We start from the raw sequence: 25,877 nt of genomic DNA, 5'->3' as shown, positions 1-25,877 counted from the left end.
TAAGTCCCTCCTTTGTTGGCATAAGCTTTTCTTACTTATTAAAATTCAGCTAATTCACGCATTGCTTTTTCAATTTTATCTGGATTCATCATAAAAAACTTCTCCATTGGTGGTGCGTAAGGCATTGCAGGTACATTCGGACCAGCCAATCTACTTACTGGTGCATCTAAATCGAACAAGCAATTTTCAGCAATTATGGCAGAAACTTCACTAATGATGCTTCCTTCTAAATTATCTTCTGTTACTAATAATACTTTTCCTGTTTTCTTTGCTGCATCCACGATTGCTTCTTGATCTAGTGGGTAAACGGTTCGTAAATCTAAAATGTGAGCAGAAATACCTTCCTCTGCTAATTTTTCAGCAGCTTGTAGTGCAAAATGAACACAAAGACCATACGTAATTACTGTAATATCGGAACCTTCGCGTTTGACATCGGCCTTACCAATTGGAAGTACATAATCATCCTCTGGTACTTCTCCTTTTAATAAACGATAGGCACGTTTATGTTCAAAAAATAGAACTGGATCATCGTCGCGAATTGCCGCTTTCAGTAATCCTTTTGCATCATATGGTGTTGATGGCATAACAATTTTCAATCCTGGCTGATTTGCAAATACAGATTCTACGGATTGGGAGTGATATAATGCTCCATGAACACCACCACCATAAGGAGCTCTTATCGTTATCGGACAATTCCAATCGTTATTAGAACGATAGCGAATACGGGCTGCTTCTGAAATAATTTGATTCACCGCTGGCATGATAAAATCTGCGAACTGCATTTCTGCAACCGGTCGCATTCCATACATTGCCGCACCAATTCCTACTCCAGCAATGGCAGATTCAGCAAGTGGCGTATCGAGTACTCGATCTGCCCCGAACTCATCATATAAGCCTTCAGTGGCTTTAAATACGCCACCTTTTTTACCAACGTCTTCCCCTAAAACGAACACTTTTTCATCTCTTGTCATTTCCTCTTTTAAAGCTTGTGTTACTGCTTGAATATAGGACATTACAGGCATCCATTTTCCCCTCCTTACTTTCCGTAAACATATTTCATTGCGTCTTCTGGTTGTGCATATGGTGCATTTTCAGCATAATCGGTAGCTTCATTAATCACTCGATTCACTTCATCATGAAGAGCTTTCTCGATTTCCTCTGTCAGCACACCCGTTTCTTTTAAATAAGCAGCAAACGTGAATAAAGAATCCTTCTTTTTCGCTTCCTCTACTTCTTCTCTTTCCCGGTATGCTCGGTCATCATCATCACTTGAGTGAGCTGTTAAGCGATAAGATACACTTTCAATTAAAGTAGGTCCTTCCCCATTTATTGCACGTTCACGAGCAGCTTTTACAGCTTCATATACCGCTAATGGGTCATTTCCATCTATTGTAAATCCAGGCATACCATAAGCTATTGCACGATCGGATACATTTTTGGAAGCAACTTGACGATCGTACGGTACAGAAATAGCATATTTATTATTTTCAACCATCGTAATAACTGGTAATTTGTGAACTCCTGCAAAATTCAACCCTTCATGGAAGTCCCCTTGGTTAGAAGAACCTTCCCCTAAGGTTACAAAGGATACAAGCTTTTCGTTTTCCATTTTGGCCGCTAGTGCTACTCCTACTGCATGTGGCAATTGTGTTGTTACTGGAGATGAGCCTGTCAAAATGCGATTTTTCTTTTGACCAAAATGCCCTGGCATTTGGCGCCCACCTGAGTTAGGATCTTCCGCTTTCGCAAACGCAGATAACATTAACTCTGTTGGTGTCATTCCAAATGTAAGCACAACTCCCATGTCACGATAATACGGAGCAACATAATCGATGTCTCGATTCAAAGCAAAAGCTGCTCCAACTTGAGAGGCTTCCTGTCCTTGACAAGAAATAACAAATGGTATTTTACCAGAACGATTTAATAACCACATACGTTCGTCAATTTTTCTAGCTAAAAGCATCGTTTTATACATTTCCAATACGTCTTCATTCGATAATCCTAACGCATCATGTCGGTTTTCCGTCATATGAATCTCCCTCCTTAATTACCCGTGAATTTGTTTTCCATCAACAGCTAAAGCCGCTTCCCCAATTGCCTCTGATAATGTTGGGTGTGGATGAATACTCTGTGCAATTTCCCAAGGCGTAGCATCTAAAACTTTTGCTAGTCCTGCTTCGGAAATCATGTCTGTTACATGAGGACCAATCATGTGTACACCAAGTAAATCATTTGTATTTTTATCGGCAATTATTTTTACAAAACCATCAGATTCCCCATACACAAGTGCTTTACCAATCGCTTTAAATGAAAACTTTCCAACCTTAACGTCGAAGCCTCGATCTTTTGCTTCCTGCTCTGTTAAACCAACTCTCGATACTTCAGGATTGGAGTAAATACAAGTTGGAACTTCCGACGTTTTCATAGGATGTGGATTTTCACCAGCTATATGTTCCACGGCGATGATTCCTTCATGAGAAGCTACATGAGCAAGCTGTAATCCACCAATTACATCACCAATTGCGTAAATATGGGATTCCTTTGTTTGATAAAATTCATTGGTTTGAATAAAGCCTTTTTCTACTACAATATCTGTATTTTCTAGCCCAATGTTGTTCACATTGGCAGAACGTCCAACAGAGACAAGCATTTTTTCAGCTTCAAAGGATTTCTTCTCCCCTTTTTTATCTGCCTCTATGCGAACGCCGTTATCCTTTAATAATGTTTCAGGCAATACTTTTGTACTAGTAGAAATCTTTATTCCTTTTTTCTTTAACAATCGAGTCATTTCTTTAGAGACTTCATGATCTTCTGTTGGTAAAATACGATCTAAAAATTCAACTACAGTAACCTCTACTCCAAAGTCAGATAGCATTGATGCCCACTCTATACCAATTACTCCACCACCAACAATAATGATGGAGCTTGGTAAACTTTCTAACTGTAACGCATCATCTGAAGTTAATACAAAATTACCATCTACCTCCAATCCTGGTAACGTTCTTGGACTGGAACCTGTTGCAACAATTACATTTTTGGGAAGTAACATTGCATTTTCTTCCCCACTATTTAACTCTACCGAGATTGTCCCTGGCATAGGTGAAAAAATACTAGGCCCTAAAATACGGCCAAATCCATTATATATATCAATCTTACCTTTTTTCATTAAGCCTTGAACACCTTTATGAAGCGTATCTACAATTTTCTGCTTTCGCTCTTGGACTTTAGCGAAATTCACTTTAGGCGTAGAGACTTCAACACCGAAATCATTTGCTTCCATCGTTTGCTTAAAAACCTCTGCACTCCTTAAGAGTGCTTTAGATGGGATGCAACCTTTATGAAGGCACGTACCGCCTAAATCCCCTTTTTCTACAACTGCCGTTTTTAGACCAAGTTGTGATGCGCGAATTGCTGCTACATAACCACCTGTTCCCCCACCTAAAATGACTAAGTCGTATTCTTCAGCCATGTAATCATCTCCTTTCTTAAAAAACATCCCTATTTGGATATTCCTTAGGTTCTTCTTCATTTTGTAATACTCTTAATGTGCCTTCAGCCAACGCTTGCAGCTCATTTTCGCCTGGATATATGAATACATCCGCAATCCATGAAATTCGGTTTCGTATAAGATTTACAAATTCAGAACCATATGCTAGACCGCCTGTTAATACAATGCCATCTACGTGGCCCTCTAGAACCACACTCATACTACCGATTTCTTTCGCGACTTGATAAGCCATTGCTTCAAAAATGAGCTTTGCTTGTTGATCACCTTGAGCAATTTTTTGCTCGACCTCTAAGGCATCATTTGTATGCAAATAGCCCATTAAGCCACCATGACCGACAATTTTTTTCATGATTTCATCGTAATAATATTCACCACTAAAGCACATGGCCACTAAATCACCAACAGGTACTCCTCCAGCACGCTCTGGTGAGAAGGGACCATCTCCATGCAAACCGTTATTAACATCAACAACCCGACCTCGTTTATGGGCACCAACCGTGATGCCTCCACCCATATGGGCTACAATTAAGTTCACATCTTCATATTTCTGATTGATGTCTTTTGCAGCTCTTCTTGCAACAGCCTTTTGGTTTAATGCATGAAATATACTTTTTCTTTGGAGCTCAGGAATACCTGATACTTTTGCAATTTCGTCCATTTCATCAACAACTACAGGATCTACGATAAAAGAAGGAATATTTAGCTGTGACGCTATTTCATGGGCTAAAATACCACCTAAATTCGAAGCATGCTGCCCATTATACCCTTGATATAAATCCTTTAACATTTCTTCGTTTACAATGTATGTGCCACCTTCAATCGGTCTTAACAAGCCACCCCGACCACATACAGCATCCAATTTAGATATATTGATTCCTTCATAATCTAGCGTTTCCAAAATTACTTTTTTCCGAAAATCATATTGATCCATAACCGTCGCGAATTGATCGGTTTCTTGAGAAGAATGCCGAATGGTTTTTTCTAAAAAACAGGTATCATTTTCAAATACACCAATTTTAGTTGAAGTTGATCCAGGATTAATTACTAAGATTCGATAATTTCTTTGTTGCAATGTTTAGCTCCTCCATACTCTCCCCACGCACTTATCTACGGGACAAAATGTGGTGCCCGTTTTGTAAAAATGTACTTCTGGAGTTTTTTAAGCTTTCAATTCTTTCTTCTGCCATCCGGTCAGCAGCTACATTTGTAGGTATGTTATCTCGTTTCGAAATTTCAAACACCTTTTGAATATTATCGTAAATGGTTTCAATTTGTTTCATCGCACGTTCACGATTATAACCATATAGTTCATCCGCTACGTTAATAACACCACCTGCATTGATTACATAATCTGGAGCATATACAATACCATTTTCAAATAATACGTCACCATGTCTTGCTTCTGCTAACTGATTATTCGCAGAGCCAGCAATTACTTTTGCCTTTAGCTTCGGAATGGTTTGATCATTTACTGTTGCACCTAGTGCACAAGGTGCATAAATATCGCATTCCACATCATAAATATCATCAGGGTCTACCGCTTTTGCACCAAAATCTTCTACTGCGCGTTGAACCGCTTCCTTATTAATATCTGTAACAATAAGCTTTGCGCCTTCTTCGTGTAAATGTCTGCAAAGATTATATGCAACATTCCCTACACCTTGTACTGCCACTACTTTTCCTTCTAGGGAATCGGAACCAAATGCTTCTTTTGCTGCAGCTTTCATTCCACGATATACGCCAAATGCCGTAGCTGGAGATGGGTTACCTGAAGAACCGAATGCTGGTGAAATTCCAGTTACATAGTTTGTTTCTTGGTAAATAATATCCATATCTTGAACAGTCGTACCAACATCCTCAGCTGTTATATAACGACCATTTAATCCCTGGATGTATCGACCAAATGCACGGAATAAAGCTTCACTTTTATCCTTTTTCGGGTCGCCAATTATTACCGTCTTTCCACCGCCAAGATTTAATCCCGCCGCAGCATTTTTATATGTCATACCTCTTGCAAGTCGAAGGGCATCAATAACCGCTGCCTCTTCTGATTCATATGTCCACATACGAGTACCACCTAATGCTGGCCCAATTGTAGTATCATGAATTGCAATAATTGCTTTTAGTCCTGAGTTTTTGTCTTGGCAAAACACCAATTGTTCATAATCATAGCTTTCCAAATATTTAAAAATTTCCATTATAAAGTCCTCCTTTTAATTTTCAACGGTTGTTAGTAATGATAAAATTAGTGAATATAGCTTACTTTCATGAGAATCGGCTCGTGATGTTAGTACAATCGGAGCACTTGCCCCACTAACTACGGCTGCCACTTTCGCATTTGCAAAATAAATAAATGATTTATAAAGGGCATTTCCAACCTCTATTTCCGGAACTAATAAAATATCCGCATTTCCCGCAACCTCTGATTCTATCCCTTTATCAAGAGCAGCTTTACTTGATACTGCATTATCAAATGCTAAAGGTCCATCGACGATACAGTCTGTAATTTGACCTCTTTTTTGCATTTGGGTTAAAAGAGCTGCATCCACAGTAGCTTGCATACTTGGATTCACAACTTCAACTGCCGCTAAGGCTGCCACTTTCGGTACATGTACACCAACTTTTTTAGCTACATGAACAGCATTTTGAATGATTTGTGCCTTCTCTTTTATACCTGGTTCGATGTTCATTGCGGCATCGGTTACAAAAATAAATCGTTCTTGATTTGGAACCTCAAACAGTGCTACATGGGATAGTATTCTTCCAGTTCGTAACCCGTACTCTTTATGAAGAACTTCCTTTAATAAAACACTAGTAGGAACATTCCCTTTCATTAACACTTGCGCTTTCTTATTATGGACAGATTGCACTGCTTTTTGAGCAGCTTCCTGTACAGTTTCGGTGTGAACAATAGAGGTGTTCGCTAAATCCAAAGCAACTTCTTTAGCGTTTTCTACTATTTTTTGTTTATCACCAAACAGAATAAAGCTAGCGAGGTTAAGCTTGACAGCGTGTTTTACTGCCTTTAAAACCTCTTTATCTGCAGCTTGGGCTACTGCAACATACTTTGGAATGGATTGTTGTTTTAATTTATCTAACAAGGATGTTAATTTCATTTCTTCCCACCTTTATCTCTCCTATCGCCCTCGTCTTTATTTATGCAAGATTCATGCCAACCCCAAACAAATGAAAGCGCTTCATTTATTGTAATAATCACCATGCAAACTATTGCACTTATGAAGAATCTTGCGTGCTACTATTATCAATTTTATGTTTATCCATTTTGTAATATAAATTACGAATGGAAATTTTTAATGATTTAGCAGTTTCCGTTTTATTAAAATGATTCGCCTTTAAAGCTCTCCATATTATATTTCTCTCAAATGTATCCATGGTTTCTTGTAAAGAATGGCCTTCCCAATTCATTCCCCTATCCTCGTCTCGTACATCATTTTCGCTTTTATGAGATGTGAGCGTTGGTATGTGCTTCTTTTTTATTTTTTCCTCATGATTCTTCATATAAATAATTGCTCTACCAATAATATTTTCTAATTCTCGTACGTTTCCTGGAAAGGAATACTTTGTTAAATATTGAAGAGCCTCCTCACTAATCCCCTTAATTTGTCTACCATAGTCTTGGTTTAGCTTTTGAATTAAGTGATTTGTCAATGCCGGCAAATCAGACATTCTCTCCCGTAGAGCTGGTATATAAATGGGTAGGCGGTTTAAACGGTAATAAAGATCCTCCCGGAAATCACCAGACATAATCGCTTTCTCTAAATTTACATTTGTTGCAGCGATTATCCGGACATCGAGTGAAATCGGCTTTGTCCCTCCAACACGAACAATTTCATTTTCTTGTAATACTCGTAGTAGTTTTGCTTGCATATGTAACGATAATTCCCCGATTTCATCTAAGAAAATACTTCCATAATTTGCTTCTTCAAACAATCCACGCTTTCCACCTTGACGAGCACCAGAAAATGCACCTTCTTCGTAGCCAAATAGCTCGCTTTCTAAAATGGATTCGGCAATGGCTGCACAATTAACTCTTATGAATTTATTGTGTCTGCGTTCACTTTCGTTATGAATTGCATGGGCAAACAGCTCCTTACCAGTACCAGATTCCCCCCGCAACAGCACGATTGCCGGTGTCTTTGCTCCAACCTTTGCTTGCTCTAGTGCAAGTTCCATCTCAGGAGACTCGGCAATAATATCATCAAACGTGTATTTCGCCTCTAAATTACGAATTATTTGTCGGGCTCTCCTTAACTCATTTGTTAGAGATTGAATTTCTGAAACATCTCGAATAACACCGACGCTACCTTTTAATTTCCCATCTACGATAACAGGGGCGACATTAACGATAACTTCTTTTTTATTCGGACCTACTTTCATTCTAGCGCCACGTACAGGCCTTCTTGTACTAAGTACTTTAAAATGCATACTTTCTCCTTCAGAAATATCGGCAGTTGCTGGTTTTCCAATCACATCTTTTTCCGTTAATCCAGTCAATTTCGTGTAAGCTGGATTGATCATTAAGCCAATACCTTTTTCGTCCACTACCGATATTGCTTCTCCAGAAGATTGAATGATCGATTCAAGTAGTATTTTCACATCTTTCAAATCGGTAATTTTTTCAGCAAGATTTACTACTTCTGTAATATCTTTAAAAACGGCAAACGCTCCAATTAATTTCCCATCTGAATTAAGTAATGGAATACGAGTTGTAACAACCTTTTTGCCATTATCTAGAACAAGCTTTTGATTGACTTCTTTACGTCTAATATTCAATACATGGGGTAATCTTGTTGTCGGAATCACCTCATCTACTTGTTTATGAAGCATTTCACTTTGTTTCTTTTCTAAAATTCGCTCTGCACTTCTATTCACAAAAGTAATTTTTGAATGCTGATCGATCACAATCATGCCATCGTGAATCGAATTTAAAATAAAATCGCGATGATTAACATATTGCTTTAGTTGATTAAGCAAGGTTTCTTGTTCATCTAATAATTGAGATGTAATAAACGTTATTTCCCCTGGAATCACAACCGTTTTATCCGGTTTATTTTCATATAAGTCGAGAAATACTTCTGTGTTCCCTGTTGCCTCCAATATGATATCCACATCTTTCGAAAGCCAATCCTTATAATCTGTGCCAATTTCAATATTGTGTTGTTTTGCAAGTTGTAAGCCATAAGCATTTGGATTGGAATCTACAATTCCTACTACCTGGATTTTATCTGTGTCTTTCAACACCTTTAACAGAGATGCTCCGCCTTTCCCAGCTCCTACAATCAATACCTTTTTCATATAGGCTTGTCTCTCCTTGACTTGCAATTCTTTGCACATCATAATTTTACTTTATCGTGAAAAAATTGGCAAACTTCTATCACTCTGTTGCAATTTTAATTATTTCATCTTTTTTGTTATAATTTTAATTATTGTAGGGTAAAGAAGGAGTAATTTAACATGGTACGATTTATTGCTTTAATGATTGTGGTCATTCCTGGTATCATTGCTACTATTGGGATAAAAATAATGCGGGATGCACTATTTAATATTGTTTATCCCTTCTTTTTCAGTGTTGTAATTCAATTTATTATCGGACTTATACTGTTTCTTGGTGGATTAGCTTTTATCGGAGGATTTATATTACACCGGGATAAGAAGAATAAAAAAACAAAGGGAAGTTTCAGAGCATAATAAAAACGAGGCAGCGTGATGCTGCCTCGTTTTTTTAATTAAAGAATTCCTTATATAAGGAACGAACCGCTTCATCCATTCCTTCTGCTTTGATACCGAACATCATCGACACCTCGGAAGACCCTTGGTTAATCATTTCAATGTTTACCTTAGATTTTTCAAATGCAGACGTCGCTTTACTCGCAACTCCATACGTGCTATTCATACCTTCCCCAACAAGCATAATCATTGCTAAGTCTCGGTGAATGGTAACTGTATCAACTTCTAATTCTTTATAAATACGATTGATGATCATATCCTCTTTCTCAGGACTTAATTGTCCCTCTCGAATTATAACAGACATATCATCAATTCCAGATGGTGCGTGTTCAAACGAGATTCCTTCGTCTACTAAAATTTGAAGCAGATTCTTACCAAACCCAATCTCCCTATTCATTAAATATTTACTAACATATAAACTTAAGAAGCCTTTCGAGCTTGCAATACCAATTACGGTTCCTTCCTTTTTCTCGCGCTCTGAAACAATCATCGTTCCTGGTTTAGTAGGATTATTTGTGTTTTTTACACAGACGGGAATCCTAGCTTTAAATGCAGGAATTAACGCTTCGTCATGAAATACGGAAAAACCAGCATAGGATAATTCGCGCATTTCTTTATACGTTAAAACTGTTATTTCTTTCGGGTTATCCACAATAGTTGGATTTACACAATATACCGAGTCCACGTCGGTAAAATTCTCATAGAGACTTGCTTTCACTCCAGCGGCTACGATTGAACCTGTTATATCGGAGCCACCACGTGGAAAAGTGTTTAGCTCCCCATTCCTCGTAAAGCCGAAAAATCCTGGAATAATAAGAATTCCATCACGGGATCGAAGCTTATATAATTGTTCATAACTTTCTTCTAACACTTGGGCATTGCTTGGATCATCACTTACGATAATGCCAGCTTCTTTCGGATTTACATAGCTTGCACTGTGCCCCTCTTTTTGTAAAAAGGCACTTAAAATCTTCGCTAATGTATCTTCTCCCATAGCCTTTAAGGCATCAATACGATTTCTAGCGTAACGCTCATTATGTAGAGCATCCTCAATCCCACTATTAATTTCAGCTAATAGTTCCGTTGATAACTCTAAGTCCTGCAATATATCTCCAAAACGATCTAATATTTGTTGTCTAACAGAGTCTATATTGTCTTTTTGGTAAAACCTTTCGCCAAGTTCTATAAAAAGATCGGTTACTTTAATGTCTGCTTTATTTCGTTTCCCCGGTGCAGATACAACGATAAATTTGCGTTCTGAATCACTCGTAATAATATCTGCTACTTTTCTTAACATCGTTGCATCTGCAACAGAACTTCCTCCGAATTTAGCTACCTTCATATTAAACTCCTCTTCTCCAAAATATCACTTTCAAAATACATTCGTGTTCTATGATTTTAACACGATAATGTGTAAAAGTTAATGGAGAAAATAGACTTTATGAAGTTTCGTTTCCAGAAACAGAAATAAAATTTGTAGAATGATCAATTTGTAATAAATCCCAAGAAGTGATAATTCCAATAGGTAGTTCATGTTGATCGCCCGTTTCTGTAATGATAACCGCTTCAAGCTTTAATTTTTTTTGAGCAAATTGAGTAAATAGGTTTTCCAGCTCGTATACATCTTTATGCTTCGCCATAAAAGCTACATTCTTTTTCCTTTCCGTTTCTAATACATTAGATACGCTACATGTTTTTACAAAGGAATAACCTTTTGGGATATGATCAGAGAGCCATCTTGCTATTCCTCCATCTGTAATGAGCCCTTTAAATCGCTTTCCATCATATACAGGATACTGTGAATAACCATACCTTGAAATGATTTCAAGCATTTTTTCTAACGGTGTTGTAATATTTAAATGAATCACAGGTTTCGTAGCAAGCTTATAAGCGGAAGGCGGACGAAATACGGATTCACTTATTCTTTCGATATCTTCCACAACGGACATATGAGGCTCAGCAATATAATAACCTTCCTCTACTTCTTCGTGGACAATGGCGTTCCGTAATTTGGCATATTGCTTTAATTTATAAAAATGATAACGAAAAGCGGAATATTTATCTTTATTTTCTTGTAGCAAATCAACAAATCGATCACTGTTACTCCCTTTCGATAGTTCTTTAAGCCTAGCATGGATTCGATTAAAGGCAAGCTCAAAACGTTGGACATTGTCTAGATTTTTGGAATTCATGAACATCACCTTTTACGATATTTTTCCTTATTGTTAGGTTAACCTACCCTTGTTATTTGAATTCCTATTACATAAAAAAGACCACCTGATTTCTATTTACATCAAGTGGTCTTTGGGCTATTAAAAATGAAACAACCAGTCTAATAGATCTGTAAGGATGCTACCATCGTCCTCCTCTTCATCGGAACTTTCATCATCACCATCATCATTATTTCCATCATCATTACCGGTACCTGGGTCTGCCTTGTCATCATTTTCTTCTCCTGTATCCGTACCCGCATCCTCATCTTCTCCATTCCCGCCTGAATCTGGCTCAGAATCAGTATCCGAATCTGGTTCTTCTTCCTTGTTATCCTCTTCTTTATTTTCTTCTTGAATACGATTCAACAGCTCTATAATGGAAGCTTTTAATTTTTCAATCTCTTCTTTAAAGGAGTTTCTTTGTTCCTTTATTGGAGAAACTTCCGAGCTTAATTCTTCAAATGCTTCTTTTCGAATGGAAAGATTTTCGTCCACTTGATTTAAGCCTTTTTTAATGTCTTTCAGTTCTTTTGACTTTTCAGGAGGATCCTCTAATTCTTCACCTTTCTCTCCATTTTTATCTTTTTCAGCCATTTCAATTAATTCAGAGTATATTTCAAGCTGACTCATTGCAGCTTCTTCATTTGAATTTTGTAGTTCTTTTTCAATAGCTTGAATTTTCGCTTCTAGATCGGAAATGTGTTGCTCGAGTTGTTTTATTCCTTCCTCTATCTCTTTCGTTATCGTAGTTAAATGGTTAGAAGCTTGATCAAAGGCATCATATTGTTGACTTAATTTATCGGTTAATGCAATTAAGTCATTTTGTAATGCGTCATCAAAATGGTTTGCATTCAAAACATTGTTTACTTTCGCTATTGTATTTTCAATGCTCTGTTGTAATCCATCCTCACTAGTTAAATGTGCCAGTTCACTTCTTAGTTGCTCTAATAAAGAGTTAAGGTTTTCCAATTGATTTTCTGCGTTTTCTAGCTCCTCTTTAATTTCGTTAAGCGGATCTTCCTTCTCTTCACTTTCTTCCTCTAACAATTCTTCCAGCGCTTCAACCGATATAGAATTGACTTCCGGTATAGGTCCACATTGACTTTCATAGCAAGTTTCTACCGTAGCATTGGGTAATGTAATGTTTTGGACCGTCTGCTCGGTAACAACCATCTTTACATTACTTAAACAAAGCCAGCCTAATTTACTTGGTGCACATAATCCGCCTATCTCAGGAAGTCCGTTTCCTTTTGTCTCAGCATACAAGTTCGAGACAGGTATTGGCCCTTGGCTCTTGATTTTTATAATAAGTGGTTCTCGACCAGAGCCAGTTTCTAGCTTTTTATAGATGGATAATCCAGAAATCGTTCCTTCTTGAATTTTTATTTTCCCTTGTAATGCAGCTAATAAATCCATCTGGCCATCTACTTTTTCCGTGATGATTGTAAATCCACCACTATGGTTCTCTTTTTGTTCATCTGCAAAGGTAAAAGAGCTACCGAAAGGACTACAAACAGTTCCAAATATGAGCACCACAGCGAAACTAATTAAGACGATCATCTTTTTTTTGTAATTCATGTAAACTCCCCTTAGAATCAGGAACTTTAGTATGTCTATGCTTGTAAAGTCGGATTGTTTTGATTGGTATGGTTTACGACTACTTCTTTATTCCATTCCGTTCCATCCTTTTTCAGCACCACCGTCTCTTCCTGCCATGCAATGCATAATGATCCAGCAACAATGCCTACCAACGTTCCGATTAAAAACCCTCCTAAAGCACCCATGACAGATAGGACAGATAAAAATAACGTGAAGATTCCAAATATCGTTGAGAATTGTGGGAAAAAGAATGACAAAATACCAATAATTAAGGTTAGTCCACCAAATAAAAACCCAACAAATACAAGACTACCTGGAATAAATGCGATGGCATATAAATGTAAAGGTATATATAAAATCATTAAACCTGCAAGAACAGTAAGTGTTGCACCCCAGAAAGGCCTGGCATTACGCCATTTTTTAAATTTACTAGCTTCTTGAAGCTTCTCGTATTGTTTATGAATTTTCTCTTCTTTTTTTAATGCTCTTGCTTCCTTTTTTGCTTTTTTTACTTCTTCTTTATTTGCGTTTTCCTTCCCCATCCGTATCCTCCTTTCTCCAGGTTAGATTTATTGACCCATCATTTCCGGCTCTTCAATGCTCTCAATAGAAATTTTTGCTCCCGATAAACTTACCGTCGTTTGAAACAAATAATCTGTAACAATTTTTGCATCCGTTATTCTTATTGTGGAAGCGGATTGAGTCCAGTTTTCGTTGTATGCTTCTGTATTTTTTTCCTTAATGGCAAGCTCATCAAAACTTAGGTTTGCATCGATAAAGCGAGCATCCTGGATAAGCCCTGTAATCGTTGTATCTCCTGAGGCTTTAATGTGGATACGTATCCAATTACCTGTTGGTAGCTTTATATCTTTGTAAATGTGTAAGTTTTTGATTTTAGCAGTATCCATTTTGTTTCGCACCATAGGCTCAGCGTCTGAATTTCCAGTCTCACCGATCTGAGGAAGTAATTGGAAGTTCGTTCCTTCTAACTCATCAAATTCCACATAAAAGTCGCCAATACCACCAAGCGGTAAAGCAAAAACAGTCCCGGTAAAGCCAAAGACTGCTATAAGACTACCCAATGCAAGAAATCCAGACATAAACGCTACTAAAAATTTCTTTTTCCACGTCTTCCCTACTTTTGCACCATCCATTTTACTCATTCATTGTTCACCTCAACTATTCTTTTTTCAGAGAAGTTAAACGCTTTTTTAAGATCAATGCAATGATAACAATTACCATTAGCGCACCGATAAATAGCAACTATGGAAAGCGATGATCCTCCTCTTTTGAATCTGCATTTCCACTACTTTCTTGTTCACTAGTGAAATGATTTCCTTTCACTTCCGTATGTTCATTTTCCTGTTCATTGGTTGGTTCATCGATTGCCTCAATGGAAATTTTTGCCCCACTCAAAGACACTACATTTTGAAACAAATAATCCGTTACGATTTTTGCATCTGTAATGGTTACGGAACTCGCTTGCTGCCCCCAATTCGTTTGAAGCGCTTCCATTTCTGTTGCTTCTTTTGTGTTTGATTGCTCCATTTCCATCTTGTTAAATTGTAAATTGGCCTCAATAAACCGGGCATCCTGGGTTAAACCTTCAATTGTAGTAGGTCCAGAAGAGGTAATATTAATTCGAATCCACTTTCCTGTTGGAAGCTTCAGTTCCTTGTAAATATGTAGTCCATTAATTTTTGCCGTTTCTATTTGATTTCGAACTAATGGTACATCACTTTGATCACCTGTTTCCCCTAAACGAGGAGACATGGTAAAGCCCTTTCCTTCTAACGTTTCAAATTCAACATAGAAGTCCCCCATCCCCCCTAGCGGTAAGGCAAACATTGTGCCAGTAAAACCAAAGAGTGCAATTAAGGAAGTAAAAAGGAAGATACCCCCAGCTAACGATGCTAGAAATTTCTTTTTTACAGTAACCCCTATGGAATATCCATTCTTCAACCTTTCCCCTCCCTCTTCTGTACGGCTTCTGCTACCTTGAATTTTTCAGAATTATTAGACAAAATGTTTTGTTAAAACTATTGTAATTTACATATCAAAAAAAGAACACCCTACTTTTATAGGAATTTTTTTAATATTCAGGAAATGTATTCCCTTAAATCGTAGCCAGGAAACCTAATTTTTGTACATCTCAACCGCGAACAGCAATATTTGTGATCAGACACTACATAAATAGGGATGCATTTGAATAAGCATGATATAAATCTTATGCGAACATAAAGGACTTTCGATTTCATTAGCGAATTCCTTACCATATAGTAAGAATCAGAAAGGAAAGTTTTGTATGACGTTATCGATGAAAATTCAATTGTTTTCTATATTTCTCCATGGACTGAAGTTAGTGCGAAAGTACGAAGTAGATATTTTGGGTGAATGGCAGGAAATTATGGAGCATATACAGCACGTAAATACAAACAAATCATTTACAAAGGATACAGAAGATATTATGGAATACTTAGCCTCAGTTTTTTTCAAACAACAGATAGAAGGGATAAAAGACTTAGAAAGACTTGCTGAAGAAAATATAGAAACATCACTAGAATGGAACCCATTTATGTATACATTACTAGAAAATGCTGTCCACAACATTATTCAAAGGAAATCAATTTACACCCATTACGACCACCAAGCAGTGCAATACTTATTTTCCACTGTAAGTGAACAAGTTTTATCAAGATCCTATAAAAGAGATTTAGCAGTAGAATCCTTTTTAGAGCAGCTTGTTACATCAAAACAACTTCCCATAGATTGGGCTGCAATGGTATCAAAAGAAAACAATCTTTATGTACTAGAAAAATGCTATCATCATTTAAATCATCCGTTAATATTGGACTCTGAAACAGTCGAAGCAGAATCAATCTTTGACCTATCTGAAAAATTACTAGCTCAAATGCCTACCGATGAACCAATACAGAAATCCGTGCTCCCGCTATCCTACGAAACGAAAACATTATTAATCTGTACAACAAATAAAGATACATCTACTATCATTTCCTTTATCCATTACTCTTTACAGCTTTTTCAAAAAAGTAGAAAATCGATTAAGTTAACAAAAGACGCCCAGCTATGGAAAGACTCTGTCATTATGTTTCAAGAAACCATGATGCGTGCAAAGTCCCTTAATGATGCACTAGAAACAATTACTTCCGGTTTCGTGAAGTATTTACCGTTCGAAAGATGTGCTTTGTTTTCCTACTCTACTAATGACAAAATGGGTTTCGGATTACATGGATACCAAATAGATAATAAGGCAATTCAAAATATAACAGAGGACATTGGAAATCTTCCAATTATCCAAAATAACCTTCAAGTATTAGAGTTATTTGGTGGTAAAATGGACTATTTACAGCCTATTTATATAAAAAATGCTGCTCTTGGATTTCCAAAACAATATATTAATCAATTTCAATTAAGCTCTATCATTATTGCGCCGATCTTTACTACTTCCACAAACAAACTGCTTGGAGCAGCAATTTTAGATCAAGGTCCCGAAAAACAATTTAAGGTATCCCAGGAAGTATTCTCTGCATTAATAAAGTTCGGTCAAAGTGCAGGAGAAGTGTTAGCAAAATTTCATTCCGAAAATGAAGGCTTAAAACAAAGAGTAACACTTCATTATTCGCCTCGAGAAGTAGAAGTGTTGAAGTTAATGGCGGAAGGTGCCTCCACTAGTGAGGCTGCAGTAGCTTTAAATTTAAGCGAATATACAGTACGTGATTACATATCGGCTATTATGCAAAAAATGGAAGCTCGAAACCGAACCGAAGCAGTAGCAAGAGCAATACGTGATGGCGTTATCTAATCAAAATGTTAAACGTTCAATAGAAATAAGAAAAAGGAGCATTTTCAGCTCCTTTTTCTCATTCTGTCGTTGCAACTGCTTCTTGTTTTGGTAATTCTTCATAAACTTGTTCAATAACATTCCTGTATCTATCCTCTATCATTTTTGGTCTAATAGATAATTTAGGAGATAAATCTCCACGGTCAATCGTCCATTCATCCTTTACAATGACTACTTTTTTTGGTTGCTCAAATGAGGCAAATGATTTCGTTAACCTTTTTACCTCTTTATTCAGAAGCTCTTGGATCATTGGATGATTTGCTAATTCCTCTCGATTTCCAATGATGCCATGTTTTGCTGCCCATGGTTGCAGATTTTCCATATCCACATTCACTAAACAAATCACATATTTGCGCTGATCCCCGATAATAATCGAATGATCCACAAAGGAGCTTTCGTTGATAACGCTTTCAATAGGTTGAGGTGCAACATTTTTTCCTGTTGATAATACGAGAATGCGTTTTTTACGATCAATGATTTTTAAGTAGTTTTCCTCATCAAGCATGCCTATATCACCTGTTTTGAACCAGTCACCATCAAAAGTCTCTGCTGTAGCTTCGGGGTTTTTATAATAGCCCTTCATAACACTTGGACCTCGAACTAAAACCTCCCCATCATCTGCTATCCGCACCTCTAAATTCGGCAAAACCTTCCCTACTGTTCCAACCTTCGCTCGTACCATAGGATTGGTTGTTACAACAGGAGATGTTTCGGTTAGTCCATAGCCTTCTAAAATGGGAATATCCAGTGCCCAAAAAAACTTAGCTAATTCCTGATTTAGTGTTCCTCCTCCAGATACTAAACCTCTTAGCCTGCCCCCTAGCTTTTGCTTTACTTTTTGGTAGACGAGGCGGTCTGCACGCTTCCACTTTTTCATAAAATCCTTAGGCATCGCATCTTGTAAAACTAATTTATGAACAGGGGATTGATGATACATGTCGTAGCGTTCCATTCCAACCTCTACTGCCCAATTAAATATTTTTTGTTTCATAGATGATCCGTTATCAATCTCATCACGGACTTTCGTATACACTTTTTCAAATAAGCGAGGAACACTTGTCATAATAGTAGGGCGAACTTCCTGCAAGTTTTCTTGGATTGTGTCAATACTTTGTGCATATGCAACGGTAGTTCCAACTGAAAATTGCATATAATGACCTGCTAAACGCTCAAAAACGTGGGACAAGGGGAGATAGGATAATGCTAGGTCATCTGGTAATAACTCGATCAGCCAAAATTGTATGGCTTCTATATTAGCTAAAAAGTTTCCATGGGTTAACATGACACCCTTTGGATTGCCGGTTGTTCCAGATGTATGAATAATGGTTACGAGCTTTTCTCGATCTATTATGGACCACCTATCCTCCCAATCTAACAAAATAAACTCCTTTCCTTTCGCTTCAAGCTCCGCAAAGGTCATCTGCTTATCTGTTGATTGAAAGGAAGGTTCTGGATGCATAACAATAACATATGCTAAATGCTCATATGCGATAACTTTTTCGAGCTGTTCTTGGTTTTCCACCACAACAACGGATACATCTGCATTGTTTAATATAAACTGGACTTGATCTTTTGGTAATGTGGGATAAATAGGAACACTTACCGCTCCTAAGCTAGCAACCGCGAAATCTGTAATACCCCACATCGGATTACTATTCGATAAAATTGCCACCTTGTCATCATCTTTAACACCTAATTTTGATAATCCAGAAGCTGTATAGTGGATTCGATCCCAAAATTGTTGATACGTCATCCGTTGATAAGTCCCATCAACTTTCCACATTAAAGCGTCTTTCTTCCCATAACGCCTAACTGTGTTCCGCAACATTTCCACTAAGTTATTTGCCTTCAAATAATGAACCCTCCTGGGATTTCTATATTTTACCTAAAAAACGCATTATGAAGAACGTAAAGAATTGTTCCGTATCATACTTTCATTTAATTCCGAAACACGTTGATAACTACTACCACGATTTACTTGTTTTTTACGAATCTCGTATTGTCTAATTGCATATTGTTTCATTTTCTCTGAATCTAGTTGTAATTTCGATTCTGTCCAATCTTGTGCCATCTGTAGGTCATAAAGCGATGTTAGATATTCAATAACCCCTAGTGCATCTGGCCATAATTCATCGATAAAATCATTAAATATGTTAAAACTCGGATCGTGCTCAATACTGAGCCGTTGAATCGTATAAATTCCAAATTGTAAATGTCTACCTTCATCCTGATTTAAATAGTCAATACCTTGTAAAATACCAGGCAACAAATTCGCTTTCTTCAAAATTTCTCGAAAGGAATAATAACCCGTTTCCGCCAATATTCCTTCTACAACCATGTTATATACTGTCGCTGCCTTAATGACCGCATTAGGGGAATCATCTCGATTCAAACGTTCCATCGCCTCAGGAAGTTTTTCATAGAATATTCGTTTGTAGCTATCACTATGAAAAGCCGATAAATCTAGGTCTCCTAAACCCATTTCCTCTTGCCACCTAGAAAACAATTCTGTATGCTTCGCCTGATCAAACATAAACGTAGTTAAAAACATCGTATCCTCTAATCTACCTTGCCTAGCCATAACTTGAACCATTGGCAAAATATCCAAAGTCACTGCTTCTTCCCCTGCTGAAAAAGAAGCAATTAAGGGGGCGATTGTAATTTTTTCATCTTCTGTCATATTTTCATAGTCAATTTTATCCTGGGTAAAATCGATATCTCTTGGATTCCACTTACCATTCTGTTTTGCCTTTTCATATAATCGATATAAAGGTGCATTCCAATTTAATACCCCTTCTACTGTTTGGAAATGTTGATGTGTCAATTCACTCTATCCCCCCTTCCCTCTACTTAATAAAAGATGTATTAAAATTCAAATGCATTTAAAACCGTTTGTAATTTCAACGCAAGCCCCATATTTCCTTTCACCTTTAATTTGCCACTCATGAATGCTGCCGTTGGGTTAAGAGTACCTTCTACCAATTTTCGAAAGTTGTCTTCTTTCATAATTAACGTTACATCTGCATCCTTTTTTTTACCTTCCACGGCTCTAGGGCCTTCTTCATCAATAATAAGCTGATACGTTACTTCTGTATCTCCTTGTAAATTAAATTGATATACCCCTTCTTTTCCTGTCGTTTTTTCAGGTTCATGCTTAATGGCAGCATCAATCATTTGAAATACTTCCCCAATCGTTGGTTTTACAAATTCACCCATTTGCATTTCCTCCCTTGTTCCCACTTTATACTCTTTCTATTATGGTTGCTGTAGCCATCCCAAACCCGATACACATGACTTGCAGGCCGTATTTCCCTTCCGTATCCTCTAAAGTATGTAGCAATGTAGTAGCAATTCTTGCCCCGCTCGCCCCAAGAGGATGACCTAACGCAATAGCCCCACCACGAGGATTGACCTTTGCCATATTCGGGTTTAATTCCTTTTCCCATGCTTTTACGACAGAAGCAAAAGCCTCATTTATTTCGATAACATCCATTTGATCAATCGTTAAGCCTGCTTTTCGAAGAACTTTCGTTGTCGCAGGAATGACGCCAGTCAACATCATAACAGGATCTACCCCGACAACCACACGAGCAATCACCTTTGCTCTCGGTTGGAGGCCTAATTCTTCCGCTTTTGTTTTAGACATTAACAACAATCCTGCAGCGCCATCACTTATTTGGCTCGAGTTTCCTGCAGTAACAACACCATTATCTGGTTGAAAAGACGGCATTAATCCTGCTAGTTTTTCCATGGAGGTATCTCGCCGGATTCCTTCATCTACAGTAAAGTGCACCATTCCTTCTTCCGTTTTCACATCAAGCGCCATGGTCTCTCTTTCAAATAAACCATTGTCCGTTGCATATGCTGCCTTTTCATGACTGGATAATGCAAATTCATCTAATTCTTCCCTGGAAAGATCCCAATTTTGTGCAATGAGCTCAGCGGAAAAACCTTGGGGGACAATATTGTATTGATTTAATAGATCATTGCTAAATGCACCCATGTCACTTCCCATTGGCACTCGCGACATGTTTTCAACTCCACATGCGATGGCAATATCAGCATCACCAGCTAATATGATTTGGGATGCTGAATGAATAGCTTGCTGACTAGAGCCACACATACGATTAAGTGAAAAGGACGGTACTTCTACTGGAAAACCTGCAGCTAACACAGCCATTCGACCGATGTTCCCACCTTGTTCTTCTGTCATCGTTACACACCCTGTCACTACGTCTTCTACATCAGCTGGGTTCAAATGATTTCGGTCTACTAATTGCCTTAGAACAGGTGTTAACAAATCAACAGGGTGGGTATGAGAGAGTATTCCTCTCTTTTTGCCTGTTGGCGTTCGTATAGCATCAATAATGACAACCTCTCTCAACATATAACCTCCTTTCTCCATTTAAAAGGTAAATAGCTCAATTCCTCCAGAAACTTGTAACCCAACTCCAGTAATATACTTTGCTTTGTCAGAAACGAGAAATGTGATGGCATTCGCAATATCCTCTGGTTCTCCCGGCTTTTTAAAAGCGGTTCGTTGAATCATACGTTCATTCATTTTTGCATTCCCCATTTTAAAAGCTTCTGTTGCAATAATACCTGGTACAATTGCATTCACATTAATACCGTGACGTGCACCTTCTAATGCCATACTTTTCGTAAAGCTTAACAGGCCACCTTTTGTAGTAGAATAACTAGCTTGACCGAAGCCACCTAAAGTCCCTGCAACCGAAGCCATATTGATGATTTTTCCTCCACCTTGTTCCTTCATATATGGCCAAACGGCTTTTGTGCAATTGTATGCACCTGTTAAATTGACTTTTAAGTCTCGTTCCCAAAAATCATCGTTTTGATCCTCAATTTGAGATACATGATCTAATGTACCTGCATTGTTGATTAAAATATCTATTTTGCCATATTGTTCTTTTACTTTTGCAAACACTTCCTTTACTTGTTCCCTATTCGTCACATCCATTTTCACTGCAGTGGAACGTCTGCCCATTTTTTGTATTTCTTGTGCTGTTTTATTTGCATATACGACATTCGTACTTTGCATTACCTGCTGCATGGGACCATACTTTTCTGCTTCTATTTCACTATATTCATCTGTTTCAATTAGAATGTCCGTAATTACCACATCAGCACCAGCCTCAGCCAAGGCTAGGGCATCCATTCTCCCTAATCCTCTAGATGCACCGGTCACAATCGCTACTTTCCCCTTTAATAAGTCGTTCCAAGAAGACACTCCATCTACCTCCCTTTCCAAACAATACCTATTCGTTCAAATTGAATTTCGGTTTTTCCTTTTGAAAAAATGCTGCAAGACCAATGGCAGGCTCATCAGATAAAAACGTATCTTGGAAGGCATGCGCTTCCACACGTAGTCCCTCTTCCATTGTTGAATCCTCTGCTGCATTTATTGCTTGCTTTGCAAGGCCCATTGCATGGATTGCACCATCTGCTAATTGCTCTGCAAATTTAGTAACTTCTTGTTCAAACATTTCTTCCTCAATAGATTGATGTATCAACCCTACCTTCTCGGCTTCTTCTTTTTCCAGCTGTTTTGCAGTGAAAATATATTCTAATGCTTTCGCTCTTCCCAAAACCCTCGTCATTCGTTGTGTTCCACCCGCTCCTGGGATAATGCCTAACGAAACCTCCGTTAACCCAATACGCCCCTTGGACATAAAGCGAAAATCACAGGCAAGGGCAAATTCACAACCACCACCTAAGGCATGACCATTAATCGCTGCAAGGACCGGTTTTGGCATTGTAGCAAATTTATGAAAACAATATTGCATTCGCTCACATTGTTTCGCAATCACATTATCCGCTTCCTCTTCATCACTATTGTTTTGAAGCATTCCCTTTAAATCAGCACCTGCTAAAAAGATTTTTGGATGCTTAGATGTCACCACAACTACCCGTACAGTTTGATCCATCGTTAATTCCATAGCTGCTTTTTCTAAATCTTTCATTAGTGGCTCATTAATTGCATTTACTGGGGGATTATGGATAAAAATCCAGGCTACACCCTTTGCGCGTTTTTCGATTTCAATTGTTTGATAGGACACCCTTCTCTCTCCTTTGCTTAAACTTTAATCTCAAATGGAGCATATTGACGCCTAGCTATTACTAGATGTTGGATTTCATTGGTTCCCTCGAAAATATCAAAGACTTTAACATCTCGATAAAGCTTTTCAACAAGATGATTTTCTAAACCTACTGGGCCAAGTAATTCTAAACATTTCGCACAAACATCTAAAGCAATTTGACCTGCAAAAGCTTTACACATTGCAGCCTCTTTTGCATTTTCCAATCCTATATCAGCACGCCATGCTGCTTCCCACGTTAAAAGTCGTGCCGCAGTTATATCTTGATCCGCTTCAGCTAAATATTCCGTTGCTAATTGAAAGTATTTACCGTGTCTCGGGTATTCCCTTTTTACAATATCTAGTGTGTATTCATAAGCTGCACGCGCGATACCAATAGCCATGGAAGCTACAATTGGACGAGTGCTATCAAATGTTTTCATCGCAACTTGAAATCCAGATGCTTTATTGTTGGTAATTTCATATAATGCTTCACCACCAAGCAAATTTTCATCAGGTACAAAGCAATCCTCAAATAATAATTCCGCCGTTTCATTTGCCCGCAGCCCCATTTTCTTAGCAAGCTTTGTACATGAAAATCCGCTTGTTCCTTTTTCAACCACAAATGCTCGTTGTCCCATTCTGCCAAGGGAACGGTCCACGGTGGCAAACGCCACAACCCAGGATGCACGACCTCCATTGGTAATAAATATTTTTTGGCCGTTCAGAATATAACCACCATCCACTTTTTTGGCAGTTGTTTGAATCCCAGATGCATCAGACCCTGCTTCCGGTTCTGTTAACGCATAAGCTCCCCAACGTGGCTTATCTTTCGTAAAAATAGATAGAAATCGTTGCTTTTGCTCTGGTGTACCACTACTTTGAATTGGTGGTCCACCAAGACCTGCCCCAGGAAGTGATAGTGCTATTGCAGGATCACCCCAAGCAATTTCTTCCGTAGCCAAAACACCTAAGCGATTGCCTTCTCGCTCGCGCTTCCTGTTTTGGCCTTTGTCGCTTCCGTCATCACTACTAAAGGAGGAAGTATTTAAATGGATACCCATTTGATTCACTTTGTCTAACCAATCATCGGGAACCTTCCCTAGTTTATCTGCCTCCATCGCTATTGGTCGCATTTCATATTCAGCAAACCAATGAGTCATTTCTTTAATTTGTTGTTGTTGCTCGGAAAGCTCAAAAGATATCACTTCTCGACTACCTCCTTTACTCCTAAGACAATCTGTTCTCCTCGTTCCTGTAAAAGTAGATGCTCACGACCATATAACATGACTTGCGCTTCTCCATCACGCATCCACTTTTCGACTGGATATTCTTGTACGAAACCATGGCCACCTAACAGCTGAACAGCTGAATCCGTTACGTAACGTAAGGAGCGATGTGCTCGATAGAGTGCTCGTAAAGCTGCACCATATCCCTTTTCATCATTGGCATCTACCTGTAACGCCGCTTCCCATACTAAGTGATTGGCTACTTGCGTTTCGATTGCCATGGAAGCTATTCGAAAGGAAACTCCTTGAAATTTTGCAATGTGCTGACCAAACGCTTTTCTATTTGCTGTATACTCTGTTGCATAGTCTAACGCAGCCTCCATTAATCCTACTTCTTTAGCCGCGTGTAAAATATAGTTTCTTGTTCTAACAGCTTGCATACAATGTAATGCTTCTTCTCCTAATGCAACAATATTTTCTTTACGTATTCGAATGCGTTCAAAAGATAAGGAGCTGATACCAGATGCGAGTAAGCCGAGCCGTACCTCTCCATCCATAACCGTCCATTGATGTTCTTCCTTGTTCAGAAATGCAATAAGGGGTTGACCGTTCACATCTCTTGCAAATAAAAGAATATAGTCTGCATATTTCGCTAACCGAACTGGTTGTGAAGTGCCTTTTAGAATATAATGATCTACCTCAGGCGTTAGAATTACATTCGCCCCCCATTGGTCCTCCACGTCCAATAGAGCAATCGTCTGTTGAAAATTTGTTCGTAGCTGTTGTTTAATAGAGGCCAGTATTGGATGATTCCCAAACAGGCGTAAGAACGGTGCGGCATCACCATACCCAGGTATCCCTTGAACAACGCCTAAATCTCCGTATGAAAGTGCTTTTACAATTTGAGCCTGCGAAATTAATGGGAGCTCTAACCCCTCCCAATCCTCCGTTAATTCTAGTGAGAGAAAGCCAAGCTGCTGAATTTGTTTTGCTAGTGGATTATGAACTTGTTTATTATCCTCACAAGCTCGTGCTTCTGGTCGAATTTTTTCAATTGCAAGTTCCTTTGCTACCTCTATAAAGGATAATTCTTCTTTAGTTGGCTGAAATGAAATCAATCGTATTTCCTCCCTTCAAATACAAAGACCATCCCTTTAAGGGAAATCAGATTAAAATAGGAAAGAAATCGGTATGACACCGATTTCATTAAGAAGCTTTATAGGAGGCCAATAACCCTTGTAATTTAAGAGCTAAGCCCATGTTTCCTTTAATTTTTAAACGACCACTCATAAACGCCTGAGTACCATTTAATGTCCCATCTGCCATTTTCAGAAAATCCTCAGGTGACATTGCCAGCGTGCAATCCGGTTTCTCCGAACTACCTTCTTGGGCAAAGCTATTTTCTTCTCGTAAAACAAGCTGATAGGTTCCAACTCCTGAAATATCAAATTGATACACAGCCTTTACTCCATTCGCACGACTCGGATCTGTACTCAATGCAGAATCAATTTCTTGAAATATTTCTTTTACTTCTGTCATGTATTTCTTCCTCCCTAATGGATTGTTATAACTTCATCATAAATGGCGTTTCGTTAAAAACCTATTCCGTAAAATGTAGGGTGT

The 25,877-nt window shown here is 38.1% G+C and carries 24 protein-coding genes; 2 read left to right on the top strand and 22 right to left on the bottom strand.

Annotation, left to right across the window (positions count from 1 at the left end):
- Positions 1–38: 38 nt before the first annotated feature.
- From C1A05_RS05085 to C1A05_RS05055, 7 genes are all read right to left on the bottom strand, one after another.
- Complete coding sequence (locus C1A05_RS05085; RefSeq protein WP_102027098.1) at positions 39–1,022, bottom strand: alpha-ketoacid dehydrogenase subunit beta; 984 nt, start codon at positions 1,020–1,022, stop codon at positions 39–41.
- Positions 1,023–1,036: 14 nt separating this feature from the next.
- Positions 1,037–2,029 (bottom strand): thiamine pyrophosphate-dependent dehydrogenase E1 component subunit alpha, encoded by a 993-nt coding sequence (locus C1A05_RS05080; protein WP_102027097.1) that lies wholly within the window; start codon positions 2,027–2,029, stop codon positions 1,037–1,039.
- A gap of 18 nt (positions 2,030–2,047) precedes the next feature.
- Positions 2,048–3,469, bottom strand: a complete 1,422-nt coding sequence (lpdA, locus tag C1A05_RS05075; protein WP_102027096.1) for a dihydrolipoyl dehydrogenase — start codon at positions 3,467–3,469, stop codon at positions 2,048–2,050.
- A 16-nt stretch (positions 3,470–3,485) separates the two neighbouring features.
- Positions 3,486–4,580, bottom strand: coding sequence for a butyrate kinase (gene buk, locus C1A05_RS05070; RefSeq protein ID WP_102027095.1), 1,095 nt, complete (start codon positions 4,578–4,580; stop codon positions 3,486–3,488).
- 31 nt (positions 4,581–4,611) lie between these two features.
- Positions 4,612–5,706, bottom strand: a complete 1,095-nt coding sequence (gene bcd / locus C1A05_RS05065; protein WP_102027094.1) for a branched-chain amino acid dehydrogenase — start codon at positions 5,704–5,706, stop codon at positions 4,612–4,614.
- A 15-nt stretch (positions 5,707–5,721) separates the two neighbouring features.
- A complete protein-coding gene (gene yqiS, locus C1A05_RS05060) occupies positions 5,722–6,624 on the bottom strand; it encodes a phosphate butyryltransferase (RefSeq protein ID WP_102027093.1) in 903 nt (300 codons plus the stop codon).
- A 118-nt stretch (positions 6,625–6,742) separates the two neighbouring features.
- On the bottom strand, positions 6,743–8,824 hold the full coding sequence (locus C1A05_RS05055; protein ID WP_102027092.1) for a sigma 54-interacting transcriptional regulator: 2,082 nt from the start codon (positions 8,822–8,824) through the stop codon (positions 6,743–6,745).
- A gap of 159 nt (positions 8,825–8,983) precedes the next feature.
- Here C1A05_RS05055 and C1A05_RS05050 point away from each other — a divergent pair, with 159 nt between their 5' ends.
- A complete protein-coding gene (locus tag C1A05_RS05050) occupies positions 8,984–9,217 on the top strand; it encodes a DUF2627 domain-containing protein (protein WP_102027091.1) in 234 nt (77 codons plus the stop codon).
- A 34-nt stretch (positions 9,218–9,251) separates the two neighbouring features.
- On the opposite strand, the gene C1A05_RS05045 is transcribed toward C1A05_RS05050, so the two are convergent.
- The 6 genes from C1A05_RS05045 to C1A05_RS05020 all read right to left on the bottom strand — a co-directional run bounded on the left by C1A05_RS05045 (position 9,252) and on the right by C1A05_RS05020 (position 15,030).
- Positions 9,252–10,598 carry an aspartate kinase gene (locus C1A05_RS05045; protein ID WP_102027090.1) on the bottom strand — a complete coding sequence of 449 codons (1,347 nt, stop codon included), beginning with the start codon at positions 10,596–10,598 and terminating at the stop codon, positions 9,252–9,254.
- Between the two features lie 97 nt (positions 10,599–10,695).
- Positions 10,696–11,448: a CBS domain-containing protein gene (locus C1A05_RS05040; protein ID WP_159462001.1), complete on the bottom strand. Its 753-nt coding sequence runs from the start codon at positions 11,446–11,448 to the stop codon at positions 10,696–10,698.
- Between the two features lie 120 nt (positions 11,449–11,568).
- Entirely contained in the window at positions 11,569–13,047 is a 1,479-nt protein-coding gene (locus C1A05_RS05035) for a hypothetical protein (RefSeq protein WP_102027088.1), read from the bottom strand.
- Between the two features lie 35 nt (positions 13,048–13,082).
- Positions 13,083–13,610, bottom strand: coding sequence for a DUF6114 domain-containing protein (locus C1A05_RS05030; protein WP_200816475.1), 528 nt, complete (start codon positions 13,608–13,610; stop codon positions 13,083–13,085).
- A 27-nt stretch (positions 13,611–13,637) separates the two neighbouring features.
- Entirely contained in the window at positions 13,638–14,231 is a 594-nt protein-coding gene (locus C1A05_RS05025; protein ID WP_102027087.1) for a DUF6230 family protein, read from the bottom strand.
- A gap of 100 nt (positions 14,232–14,331) precedes the next feature.
- Positions 14,332–15,030: a DUF6230 family protein gene (locus C1A05_RS05020; protein WP_200816474.1), complete on the bottom strand. Its 699-nt coding sequence runs from the start codon at positions 15,028–15,030 to the stop codon at positions 14,332–14,334.
- A gap of 343 nt (positions 15,031–15,373) precedes the next feature.
- On the opposite strand from C1A05_RS05020, the gene C1A05_RS05015 reads away from it, so the two are divergent.
- Positions 15,374–16,891: a response regulator transcription factor gene (locus C1A05_RS05015; RefSeq protein WP_102027086.1), complete on the top strand. Its 1,518-nt coding sequence runs from the start codon at positions 15,374–15,376 to the stop codon at positions 16,889–16,891.
- 58 nt (positions 16,892–16,949) lie between these two features.
- Here C1A05_RS05015 and C1A05_RS05010 read toward each other — a convergent pair whose 3' ends face one another.
- From C1A05_RS05010 to C1A05_RS04970, 9 genes are all read right to left on the bottom strand, one after another.
- Positions 16,950–18,782, bottom strand: coding sequence for an AMP-dependent synthetase/ligase (locus C1A05_RS05010; protein ID WP_102027085.1), 1,833 nt, complete (start codon positions 18,780–18,782; stop codon positions 16,950–16,952).
- Between the two features lie 45 nt (positions 18,783–18,827).
- Positions 18,828–19,754, bottom strand: a complete 927-nt coding sequence (locus tag C1A05_RS05005) for a R2-like ligand-binding oxidase (protein ID WP_102027084.1) — start codon at positions 19,752–19,754, stop codon at positions 18,828–18,830.
- Between the two features lie 41 nt (positions 19,755–19,795).
- Positions 19,796–20,146 (bottom strand): SCP2 sterol-binding domain-containing protein, encoded by a 351-nt coding sequence (locus C1A05_RS05000; protein WP_102027083.1) that lies wholly within the window; start codon positions 20,144–20,146, stop codon positions 19,796–19,798.
- A gap of 25 nt (positions 20,147–20,171) precedes the next feature.
- Positions 20,172–21,314 carry a thiolase family protein gene (locus C1A05_RS04995; protein ID WP_200816473.1) on the bottom strand — a complete coding sequence of 381 codons (1,143 nt, stop codon included), beginning with the start codon at positions 21,312–21,314 and terminating at the stop codon, positions 20,172–20,174.
- 21 nt (positions 21,315–21,335) lie between these two features.
- The gene (locus C1A05_RS04990; protein WP_102027081.1) at positions 21,336–22,178 is read right to left on the bottom strand and encodes an SDR family NAD(P)-dependent oxidoreductase; all 843 of its coding nucleotides are present in this window, start codon (positions 22,176–22,178) and stop codon (positions 21,336–21,338) included.
- A gap of 28 nt (positions 22,179–22,206) precedes the next feature.
- Positions 22,207–23,007: an enoyl-CoA hydratase/isomerase family protein gene (locus C1A05_RS04985; protein WP_102027080.1), complete on the bottom strand. Its 801-nt coding sequence runs from the start codon at positions 23,005–23,007 to the stop codon at positions 22,207–22,209.
- 17 nt (positions 23,008–23,024) lie between these two features.
- Positions 23,025–24,233: an acyl-CoA dehydrogenase family protein gene (locus C1A05_RS04980; protein WP_102027079.1), complete on the bottom strand. Its 1,209-nt coding sequence runs from the start codon at positions 24,231–24,233 to the stop codon at positions 23,025–23,027.
- Positions 24,230–25,372 carry an acyl-CoA dehydrogenase family protein gene (locus tag C1A05_RS04975; protein ID WP_102027078.1) on the bottom strand — a complete coding sequence of 381 codons (1,143 nt, stop codon included), beginning with the start codon at positions 25,370–25,372 and terminating at the stop codon, positions 24,230–24,232. Before C1A05_RS04975 ends, C1A05_RS04980 begins: the two co-directional genes overlap by 4 nt.
- A gap of 88 nt (positions 25,373–25,460) precedes the next feature.
- Entirely contained in the window at positions 25,461–25,793 is a 333-nt protein-coding gene (locus C1A05_RS04970) for an SCP2 sterol-binding domain-containing protein (RefSeq protein WP_102027077.1), read from the bottom strand.
- Between the last annotated feature and the right edge of the window lie 84 nt (positions 25,794–25,877).

Origin of the sequence: Salirhabdus sp. Marseille-P4669 (assembly GCF_900240405.1) — a bacterium.
Taxonomy (GTDB): domain Bacteria; phylum Bacillota; class Bacilli; order Bacillales; family Alkalibacillaceae; genus OEQK01.
Note: the sequence above shows the minus strand (reverse complement) of the source record. Positions and strands in the feature narration are given on the sequence as shown.

Excerpts from the sequence above, each read along its gene's own strand:
- C1A05_RS05080 (WP_102027097.1), bottom strand. The coding sequence starts at position 2,029 with ATGACGGAAAACCGACATGATGCGTTAGGATTATCGAATGAAGACGTA.
- C1A05_RS05055 (WP_102027092.1), bottom strand. The coding sequence starts at position 8,824 with ATGAAAAAGGTATTGATTGTAGGAGCTGGGAAAGGCGGAGCATCTCTG.
- C1A05_RS05085 (WP_102027098.1), bottom strand. The coding sequence starts at position 1,022 with ATGCCTGTAATGTCCTATATTCAAGCAGTAACACAAGCTTTAAAAGAG.
- C1A05_RS05015 (WP_102027086.1), top strand. The coding sequence starts at position 15,374 with ATGACGTTATCGATGAAAATTCAATTGTTTTCTATATTTCTCCATGGA.
- C1A05_RS04970 (WP_102027077.1), bottom strand. The coding sequence starts at position 25,793 with ATGACAGAAGTAAAAGAAATATTTCAAGAAATTGATTCTGCATTGAGT.
- bcd (WP_102027094.1), bottom strand. The coding sequence starts at position 5,706 with ATGGAAATTTTTAAATATTTGGAAAGCTATGATTATGAACAATTGGTG.
- C1A05_RS05000 (WP_102027083.1), bottom strand. The coding sequence starts at position 20,146 with ATGGGTGAATTTGTAAAACCAACGATTGGGGAAGTATTTCAAATGATT.
- C1A05_RS05035 (WP_102027088.1), bottom strand. The coding sequence starts at position 13,047 with ATGAATTACAAAAAAAAGATGATCGTCTTAATTAGTTTCGCTGTGGTG.
- lpdA (WP_102027096.1), bottom strand. The coding sequence starts at position 3,469 with ATGGCTGAAGAATACGACTTAGTCATTTTAGGTGGGGGAACAGGTGGT.
- C1A05_RS05040 (WP_159462001.1), bottom strand. The coding sequence starts at position 11,448 with ATGAATTCCAAAAATCTAGACAATGTCCAACGTTTTGAGCTTGCCTTT.
- C1A05_RS05050 (WP_102027091.1), top strand. The coding sequence starts at position 8,984 with ATGGTACGATTTATTGCTTTAATGATTGTGGTCATTCCTGGTATCATT.
- C1A05_RS05045 (WP_102027090.1), bottom strand. The coding sequence starts at position 10,598 with ATGAAGGTAGCTAAATTCGGAGGAAGTTCTGTTGCAGATGCAACGATG.
- C1A05_RS05025 (WP_102027087.1), bottom strand. The coding sequence starts at position 14,231 with ATGAGTAAAATGGATGGTGCAAAAGTAGGGAAGACGTGGAAAAAGAAA.
- yqiS (WP_102027093.1), bottom strand. The coding sequence starts at position 6,624 with ATGAAATTAACATCCTTGTTAGATAAATTAAAACAACAATCCATTCCA.
- C1A05_RS05030 (WP_200816475.1), bottom strand. The coding sequence starts at position 13,610 with ATGGGGAAGGAAAACGCAAATAAAGAAGAAGTAAAAAAAGCAAAAAAG.